Here is a 9,802-nt window from a genome sequence, read left to right as displayed (position 1 = left end):
TATCAAGAATTCCTTGGACGAATTGGATGGCATAATTCCTGTCAAATCAATAAAAATATAAAGAGAAGTAAGTGAAAATTTACTTCTTTTTTAATCTTATATTATATGAAGATGAAAAAATTTATATACATATTGCCGCTTTTAGTAGTGCTTTTTTTTCAGAAGGAAAATATAAAATCTAATTTTTCTCAAGAAAAACCAAAGTTAAAAGCTACAGATACCATTAAGAAAAAAGACAGTGTTGCTGCACCTGTTGAAAAATTAGAAATGTATCACAAATCGGCACACGCGTCTTATTATGCTAATAAATTTAATGGCAGAAGAACTGCAAGCGGTACAAGATTTAATAATAATGATATGACTTGTGCCCACCGAAAACTTCCATTTGGCACAAAATTAAAAGTTACAGGTTTAAAAACTAAAAAAGTAGTGTATGTTACTGTTACAGATAGAGGCCCATTTCATAAAAACAGACATATTGATTTATCAAGAGCCGCATTTTGGAAAATTAGACCCTCAAATTATGGTGGACACATTGATGTAGATATTGAGATTGTGAAGAAATAAAAAAAAAGCCTTTTACCAAGTAGTAAAAGTCTTTTTGCTTAAATAGGCATTATAATATCTTTCGTCTCCTGTAACTTCTTCGCCCAACCAATTTGGTTTTTCATACGTTTCATTGGCGTCGGAAAGTTCTATTTCAGCCACAATCAATCCTTTGTTTTCGCCTTCAAAAACATCCACTTCAAATGTGTGTTTGCCTTTTTTGATTAAATATCGTGTTTTGTCAATTGCACCGCTTTCGCATAATTCAAATAACGCGTGGGCTTCTTGTAAATCAATTTCTTTTTCCCATTCAAAACGTGTAGTTCCTGATTCGTCGCCTTTGCCTTTTATGGTAATAAATCCTTTTTCGTCTTTAATTCTTATTCGGACTGTTCTTTCTGGTGCAGCATTTAAGTACCCTTGAGCAATTTTCTGCGAATGGAAAGCCTCAGCAATAAAATCTAAGGAATGGACTAAAAATTTTCTTTCTATTTCTTGCATAATTCTTAAAATATAAAGAATCAAAATTACAATATTTAAACATATAAGTCACATAAGTTTTATCGTTCTTTTTATTTCAAGTTTCAAGTTTCAGGTTGGCTGGGGTTCTCTAAGCCAATGGTATTGAAATTTCTGAAAATCTAAAAAAATTTCAGTTTAAAGAAATATTTTTTTCAGTACTTTGTAAATCTTATGGAAATCACACAACGAAAAATAATTCACATTGATATGGATGCATTTTATGCCTCTGTAGAACAATTGGACAATCCTGATTTAAAAGGAAAGCCTATTGCTGTGGGTGGAAATGAAATTCGTGGTGTGGTGAGTGCTGCTAGTTATGAAGCACGAAAATTTGGAGTTAGAAGTGCGATGAGTGGGGCACAAGCCGCTCGTTTATGTGAAAATTTAATTTTTGTAAAACCAAATTTTGAACGGTACAAAGAAGTATCTAAACAAATTAGAAAAATATTTTATGAATACACCGATTTGGTAGAACCGCTTTCCTTAGATGAAGCGTATTTAGATGTTACGGAAAATAAAAAAGGAAATCCGAGCGCCACATTAATCGCCAAAGAAATTAGACAAAAAATATTTGAAGTGACTGGTTTAACAGCTTCTGCAGGAATTTCTGTAAATAAATTTGTTGCTAAAATTGCTAGTGATTTTAATAAACCCAACGGTCAAAAAACAGTAAATCCGGATGAGGTGGAAGCGTTTATTGAAGTGTTAGATGTGAAAAAATTCTACGGAATTGGAAAAGTCACTGCTGAAAAAATGTATCAATTAGGTATTTATTCTGGAACGGATTTAAAGTCAAAATCGTTAGACTATCTTGAAAAACATTTCGGAAATAGTGGTAATTCTTACTATAATTTATCTCGAGGGATAAGTTTTAGTCAGGTTAAACCCAATAGAGAAATGAAATCTGTTGGCGCCGAACGCACGTTTAATAAAAATTTATCTTCTGAAATTTATATGGAAGAACGGTTAAAAAATATAGCTGAAGAAATAGAACGACGTATTAAAAAATATAAAATAGCAGGAAAAACCATTACTTTAAAAATAAAATATTCCGATTTTACACAACAAACAAGAAGTAAAACGGTGCAGTATTTTATTTCGGATAAAAATCTAATTTTTGAAACCGCAAAAGAATTATTGTATCAAGAAAAACTCAAAAATTCTGTCCGATTATTAGGCATTTCTTTAAACAATTTAAACACGCATCAGAAAAAATTTGTGGTGTATCAATTGAAGTTTGAGTTTTAGAAGGTTATTCTTAAATTATTCTTTTTCAAAACCGCATAATTACCCTATATTTGCAGATTATAAACGAAGTAAAACAATTTTAGTTTCAATTATTAATTGATTTTATAATTGTTATTGATTTTTGAAATTGAATATGAAACACATTAGAAATTTTTGCATAATTGCACATATTGACCACGGGAAAAGTACGTTAGCAGACCGCCTTTTAGGTGCGACACAAACCGTTACTGCAAGAGAAGAAAAAGCGCAATTATTAGATAATATGGATTTGGAACGCGAACGTGGCATTACCATTAAAAGTCACGCGATTCAAATGGAATATACGTATCAAGGGCAAGAATATATTTTAAATTTAATCGATACTCCAGGACACGTAGATTTTTCTTATGAAGTGTCTCGAAGTATTGCCGCTTGTGAAGGCGCTTTGTTAATTGTTGATGCCGCACAAAGTATTCAGGCTCAAACTATTTCTAATTTGTATTTAGCTTTAGAAAATGATTTAGAAATTATTCCGGTTTTAAATAAAGTCGATTTACCTTCTGCGAATCCGGAAGAAGTTTCAGACGATATTATCGATTTATTAGGTTGTAAATTAGAAGATATTATTCACGCCTCTGGTAAAACAGGTTTTGGTGTAGAAAATATTTTAGCAGCCATTATTGAAAAAATTCCACACCCAAAAGGTATAAAAGATGAGCCTTTACAAGCATTAATTTTCGACTCACATTATAATCCATTTAGAGGGATTGAAGTAATTTTTCGTGTCGTAAATGGTGAAATTAAAAAAGGTCAGAAAATTAAATTTATGGCAACCGGTAAAGAATATTTTGCCGATGAGGTAGGTACTTTAAAATTAAATCAGGTTCCAAAAAATGTAATTTCAACAGGCGATGTGGGCTATTTAATTTCTGGAATAAAAGAAGCAAAAGAAGTAAAAGTTGGCGATACCGTTACAGACGCTAAAGAACCAACAACCAATATGATTACTGGTTTTGAAGATGTAAAACCAATGGTATTTGCCGGAATTTATCCTGTAGATACGGAAGATTATGAAGATTTACGATCTTCAATGGAAAAACTACAATTAAACGATGCGTCTTTGGTGTTTTTGCCAGAAAGTTCTGCGGCATTAGGATTTGGTTTCCGATGTGGATTCTTAGGAATGTTACATATGGAAATTATTCAAGAGCGTTTAGAACGTGAGTTTGATATGACTGTTATTACAACCGTACCAAACGTTTCGTACTTGGCTTACACAAAGAAAGAACCCGAAGTAGGTTTCATAATAAACAACCCATCAGATTTACCAGAACCAAGTAAATTAGACCGAGTAGAAGAACCATATATAAAAGCAACTATCATTACAAAAGCCGATTATGTTGGAAATGTAATGAGTTTATGTATTGAAAAGCGGGGTTTAATAACAAATCAAACTTACCTAACTACTGAACGAGTAGAGCTAAATTTTGATATGCCTTTAGCAGAAATAGTTTTTGATTTTTATGACAGATTGAAAACCGTTTCTAAAGGATACGCTTCTTTTGATTATCATCCAATAGGAATGAGAACATCTAAGTTAGTTAAATTAGATGTTTTATTAAATGCCACTTCAGTAGATGCACTTTCTGCACTTATTCACGAAGACAATGCCTACAATATTGGTAAAAAAATGTGCGAGAAATTACGCGAATTAATTCCACGTCAGCAATTTGATATTCCAATTCAAGCCGCCATTGGAGCAAAAATTATCGCTCGAGAAACTATAAAAGCACTTCGTAAAGATGTTACTGCAAAATGTTATGGAGGTGATATTTCTCGTAAACGTAAATTATTAGAAAAACAGAAAAAAGGTAAAAAACGAATGCGTCAAGTAGGAAATGTAGAAATTCCGCAAGAAGCATTTATGGCCGTTTTAAAATTGAACGATTAAATAGATAAACTAATAAAAAGCATATTAAATTTTGATATGCTTTTTTCTTTTTAAAATATTTCATAAATTTATATTCAAATTTAGAATTACTCTAATAATATGAATATTAAGCCCCTTTATTATTTATTATTAGCATTAAGTTCTAGTGTGTTTTCTCAGACAATAACTATTGATAACGTCACTAATACTCCTGCTCAACTTGTAGATTTACTACTCGTAAATTCCTGTGTTTCAGTTTCAAATATTACCATTTCATCTAATCAATCAGTTGCCTATTTTAATAGAAATGGATCTACTTTTTCTATAAACGAAGGAATAATTATTAGAAATGGTTTGGCATTAAATACCCAAGGGAATTATAGTAATAATGCAACATTAAGTTCTCAAATTAATACTAATACGGATGTTTATTTACAAAATATAAGCAACAATAGCGGTCAATCTTCAACAATAACTGATGTGGCATTTTTAGAATTTGATTTTATACCTGTGTCAAATAGTTTTAGTTTTGATTTTTTATTTGCATCTAATGAATATGGCGAATACCAATGCGGATTTAGTGATGTTTTCGCTTTTGTTTTAACCAATTTAAATACCGGCGTTTCAACTAACCTAGCCGTTATTCCAGGAACCAATATGCCAGTTACAGTTAAAGACATTAGAAATAATTTATATAACGCCAATTGCGAATCGGCTAATTCTAATTTTTTCAGCACTTATAATCCAACAAATATTCCAGCCTCTACTTTAAATATGAGAGGACATACTGTTGTTATGAATGCGGCTTCTGCAGTAATTCCAAATGTTCCTTATAAAATAAGATTGGTAATTGGAGATTATAATGATTCAGGATATGATTCTGCTGTATTTATATCTGGAGGAAGTTTTACAACGTCATTAGATTTAGGTCCTGATCAAACAATTTGCTCAGGAAATCCAATTCAATTAAATACTCAGTTAGATAACACATATACTTATCAGTGGTTTCAAAACGGAAATCCAGTTGGAGGAAATACCCCATCTTATACTGTAAACATTCCAGGAACTTATTCTGTTGAGGTTACTAAAGGGTCTTGTTTTCTGGCTGATACAGTAATTGTTAATAATTTAGCAGTTTCTAATCCAATTAATTTACAAACTTGTAACACAGGTGCAGCGAGTTATACTTTTGATTTAACAACAAATAACGAAAATCAATTAGGTATAAACAACGCAACTTATGATTTGATTTATTACGCCTCTATGGCTGATATAACTGCAAATAATCCAATTGTAGGACCTACGAATTTTTCTACTACTTCTGGACAAACAATTTACGTTAAAATTTATAATACGATATCAAACTCATTTTGTGATGCCGTATATCAATTTGATTTAGTGATAAATCCAGTTGTTAATGCTACACAACCCAGTGATGTACAATTGTGTGAAGCACCTGCTTCAACTACGTATTTTTTAGCTAATTTAGATCTTCAAGTATTAAACGGATTAACAGGTTATAGCGTTTTGTATTTTTCTAATCAAGCAGATGCTATTGCAGGAAATACCGGAGCGATTACTTTAGTAACCATACCTAATGGAACTTCAACTATAACCGTTTGGATCAGATTACAAAACAATGCTAATCCGTCTTGTTTTGACGTTACTAGTGTAGATATTAATGTAAATCCATTACCTCTTGTTGATGAATTGGCAGATGTGGTTGCTTGTAGTAATTATGTTTTACTTGCTTTAACAAATGGAAATTATTTTACAGGGCCAGGTGGAACTGGTACAGCTCTATTTGCAGGAAATACAATAGATTTAGGTACAACGTATTATATTTATAACGGACCAGATGCAAACGGCTGTTTCAATGAAACTTCTTTTTTAGCTTATTTTGTAGATGAATACAGACCCCAATTAGATAATTGCGGTTCATTTGTTATACCTTCACCCCCATACAATATTGGGGCTTTTTATACCGCGCCAGGAGGCCCAATGGGTACAGGTACTTTAATTCCTACAGGTACTGTTTTTTCTAATACTTCACAATCAAATATCGTGCAGCCAATTTATTATTATGCTGAGGTAAATGGTGTTTTTTGTAGAGATGAATTGTTTAATATCAACATACATCCACTTCCTTTAGTTGATGACTTACCAGATGTAACTTATTGTAGTTCGTATACCTTACTACCATTAACTAATGGTAATTATTTTTCTCAACCTGGAGGAAATGGAACGCCCTATTTTGCAGGAAATACTATATCAACTACTCAAATAATGTACATATATAATACTACTTCTTATATTGACGCAAACGGAAATCCTGGTGGCTGTCCTTTAGAAACGGATTTTCAAATCAACATTATTAACACAGTTTTGTTTACAACAATAAATAGGTGTGCAAGCTTTACATTACCAGCTATCACTTTTGGGGGGTATTATACAGCCCCTTTAGGTGGAGGTTTGCCGATTGACCCTAATGTTCCAATAACTACTTCACAAGTAGTATATTTTTATGCCAATACAACATTGTTACCAAACTGTTCAGACAACTTAAATTATAATATTATTATTAATCCAAGGCCTTTAGTAGATGTAATTACAAGTCGTGTATATTGTGGCGAGTTTATATTACCTGTTTTAACAAATGGCTCCTATTATACCTTACCAGGCGGGCCAACCACTTTAGGGCAAATTCCGGTTTTTGCTGGAAATAGTATAGATTTATCTGGAGTCAGATTAAATCCAGGAACGTATTATGTTTTTAACGGACCCGATGTAAATGGCTGTACAAACGAACAACCGTTTACAATAAATTTAAATCCCTTTCCTCCAGCTGATGGTGTTTTAGACAGATTTGAATGCAGACCTTATACTATTGCTCAACCAGTTAACGGTACAATATATACCGCACCAGGAGGCCCAAGCGGAGGAGGTACCTTGGTGTCTTCATCGACAGTTTTTTCTACTACGCAAACCTTTTATTTATATAATATCAATACGGTTACGGATTGTAAGATAAACCGACCATTTACAGTAACATACAGTGGCATAAATTTACCAGATTACAGCAACGTTTCAGTTTGTGAATCTCAAAATTATACATTACCAGCTTTAACACACCTGCCACCCACACCAGTAAATTATACTATAGGTTATTTTTATGATCAAGCAGGTACATTGCCCGTTCCAAATGGATTAGTATTTAATGTTCCTAATACAACCACTACAATTTGGGTAGTAGCATCAAACGGTGATAGAACAATTTGTAACGCACAAGATAGTTTTGACATAATTGTATCTCAAACCCCAAATTTAGCTGCATTAGCTTTAGTATTTGATACTGAAGAATGCGTAACATATATATTGCCTGCTTTACCTTCCGTTGGTTTTAATTTAAATTATTATTCGCAACCAGGCGGAAATATTGCTAATTTAATTACTAATTTAAATATTACTACACCTGGAAGGTTTACATATTATGTTTATGCATCTGCATTTAATAACCCAAATTGTAACGCAGAACAAGCATTTACTTTTACTATTCACCCTTTATTAAATATTACTTTACCTCAAGGGGTTATTTGTGTAGATCCTATTACGAATACATTAATTCGTCCTTATACAATTCAAACTGGTTTAAATCCTGCGGTTTTTACAGCTAATTGGTTTTTAAATGGAACTTTATTAGGAACGGGACCTAATTTTACGGCAACTCAAGCTGGGGTCTATAATGTTACGTTTGTTAAACTCACGCCAGATGTGGGTTCGGCTTGTAATTATAATAATACAACAGTTACGATTATACAATCAAGTCCAGCTAAAGCCAATTTTACGGTGAGTCCAGAATTTAATACGGATGGAACTTTTATTACAGTTAATATAACTGAAGGATATGGTAATTACACCTATCAACTCGAATATCCAAATGGTGCATTAAGTCCAATTCAAACTTCTAATACGTTTACTAACTTAGCAACTGGCGATTATTTTGTAATTATTTATGATACTTTAGGAAATTGTACACCTACAAGAATTGGACCTATTTATATCATTAATTATCCAAATTATTTTACACCAAATGGAGATGGGTTTCACGACACCTGGAACATTTTTGACTTGGCACAACAACCTAAAAGTTTAATTTCTATTTTTGACAGATACGGAAAATTATTGAGACAAATTTCTCCTGCTGGTTCTGGGTGGGATGGGAAATATGATGGAAAAGACTTGCCTTCGACAGATTATTGGTTCTCGGTAGAATTTATGACACAAAGTAAGCAAAAAGCTATTTTTAAATCTCATTTTAGTTTAAAACGATAGAGTAAAGGCATAAAAAAATCCCAAATTCAACTAAGAACTTGGGATTTTATATTTTAATTTGATTTATTATTCAATTTCAGAAATTCTTATAGTATTTACCATTCCTTTATTGGCAATTGGCATAGAAGCTAAGTTAACTACCATATCACCTTTTCTAACGTATTTCTTTTCTTTACAAATTTTATTGATGTCGTCAATAGTATCATCTGTACTTGTAAATTTATCGTAAAAGAATGCTCTTACACCCCAAAGTAAATTTAATTGGGTTACTATTCTTTCGTTTGAAGTAAACACTAAAATATGTGCGTGTGGTCGCCAAGCCGATATTTGGAATGCAGTGTAGCCACTATTGGTTAATGTAGTAACCGCTTTTGCATTAATAGTATCTGCCATAGCAGCAGCGTTAAAACAAATAGATTTTGTGATATATCTTTCGTTTCTTTTTGTTGGCGCGATATGTGGCACACTAATAAGCGGAGAATCTTCTACACTTTCAATAATGCTTGTCATAGTTTCTATAACTTGTACTGGATAATTACCAACAGAAGTTTCACCTGAAAGCATTACGGCATCAGCGCCATCCATAACCGAGTTGGCTACATCATTTACCTCTGCTCTTGTAGGTGTTAAGCTGGTAATCATTGTTTCCATCATTTGAGTAGCAACAATTACTGGAATTCGTGCTAATTTTGCTTTTAAAATTAGTTTTTTCTGAATTAATGGTACTTCTTGCGCAGGTACTTCAACACCTAAATCACCACGAGCTACCATTAATCCATCACAGGCAACAACAATCTCGTCAATATTTTCAACGGCTTCCGGTTTTTCAATTTTAGCAACTATCGGAATTTTATGTTCAGAATGTTCAGCAATTAAATCTTGTAAATCTTTAATATCTTCTTTTGTTCTAACAAACGAAAGTGCCATCCAATCTACTTTGTTTTCACAAGCAAAAATCGCATCTTTAATATCTTTCACTGTCAATGCAGGTAGCGATACTTTTGTGTTAGGTAAATTTACTCCTTTTTTAGATTTTAACGGTCCGCCCTGAATTACTTTACAAACTACTTCATCAACTCTATTGGTTTCAATGGCTTCAAACATAAGTTTTCCATCATCTAAAAGAATTCTTTCTCCAGGATTTACATCTTTTGGAAATTCTTTATAGTTCATATATACTCTGTTTGCAGTTCCAGGAACATCTTCTGAAGTCTGGAAAGTAATAATATCTCCAGGATTTACTAC

At 32.5% G+C, this 9,802-nt stretch carries 6 protein-coding genes; 4 read left to right on the top strand and 2 right to left on the bottom strand.

Translation table 11 applies throughout. The annotated features are described in order from the left end of the window. The first annotated feature begins 111 nt into the window (after positions 1 to 111). On the top strand, positions 112 to 567 hold the full coding sequence (locus ACIQ11_RS06000; RefSeq protein ID WP_396153740.1) for a septal ring lytic transglycosylase RlpA family protein: 456 nt from the start codon (positions 112 to 114) through the stop codon (positions 565 to 567). Between the two features lie 12 nt (positions 568 to 579). On the opposite strand, the gene ACIQ11_RS05995 is transcribed toward ACIQ11_RS06000, so the two are convergent. After that, positions 580 to 1,047, bottom strand: coding sequence for a CYTH domain-containing protein (locus ACIQ11_RS05995; protein WP_396153738.1), 468 nt, complete (start codon positions 1,045 to 1,047; stop codon positions 580 to 582). Between the two features lie 192 nt (positions 1,048 to 1,239). On the opposite strand from ACIQ11_RS05995, the gene dinB reads away from it, so the two are divergent. The 3 genes from dinB (at position 1,240) to ACIQ11_RS05980 (ending at position 8,557) form a co-directional block, all read left to right on the top strand. Beyond that, positions 1,240 to 2,316, top strand: coding sequence for a DNA polymerase IV (gene dinB, locus ACIQ11_RS05990; RefSeq protein ID WP_396153736.1), 1,077 nt, complete (start codon positions 1,240 to 1,242; stop codon positions 2,314 to 2,316). Positions 2,317 to 2,449: 133 nt separating this feature from the next. Further along, a complete protein-coding gene (lepA, locus tag ACIQ11_RS05985; RefSeq protein WP_396153734.1) occupies positions 2,450 to 4,246 on the top strand; it encodes a translation elongation factor 4 in 1,797 nt (598 codons plus the stop codon). 99 nt (positions 4,247 to 4,345) lie between these two features. Continuing rightward, positions 4,346 to 8,557 (top strand): choice-of-anchor L domain-containing protein, encoded by a 4,212-nt coding sequence (locus ACIQ11_RS05980; RefSeq protein WP_396153732.1) that lies wholly within the window; start codon positions 4,346 to 4,348, stop codon positions 8,555 to 8,557. A 66-nt stretch (positions 8,558 to 8,623) separates the two neighbouring features. Here the strand turns inward: ACIQ11_RS05980 and pyk are convergent. Then, positions 8,624 to 9,802 (bottom strand): pyruvate kinase (pyk, locus tag ACIQ11_RS05975; protein WP_396153730.1); only part of this gene is annotated, 1,179 nt, incomplete at its 5' end.

Origin of the sequence: Flavobacterium sp. (genome assembly GCF_044361065.1) — a bacterium.
Classification (GTDB): domain Bacteria; phylum Bacteroidota; class Bacteroidia; order Flavobacteriales; family Flavobacteriaceae; genus Flavobacterium.
The sequence above is the reverse complement of the archived record's forward strand: the minus strand, read 5'-3'. Positions and strand labels throughout refer to the sequence as shown.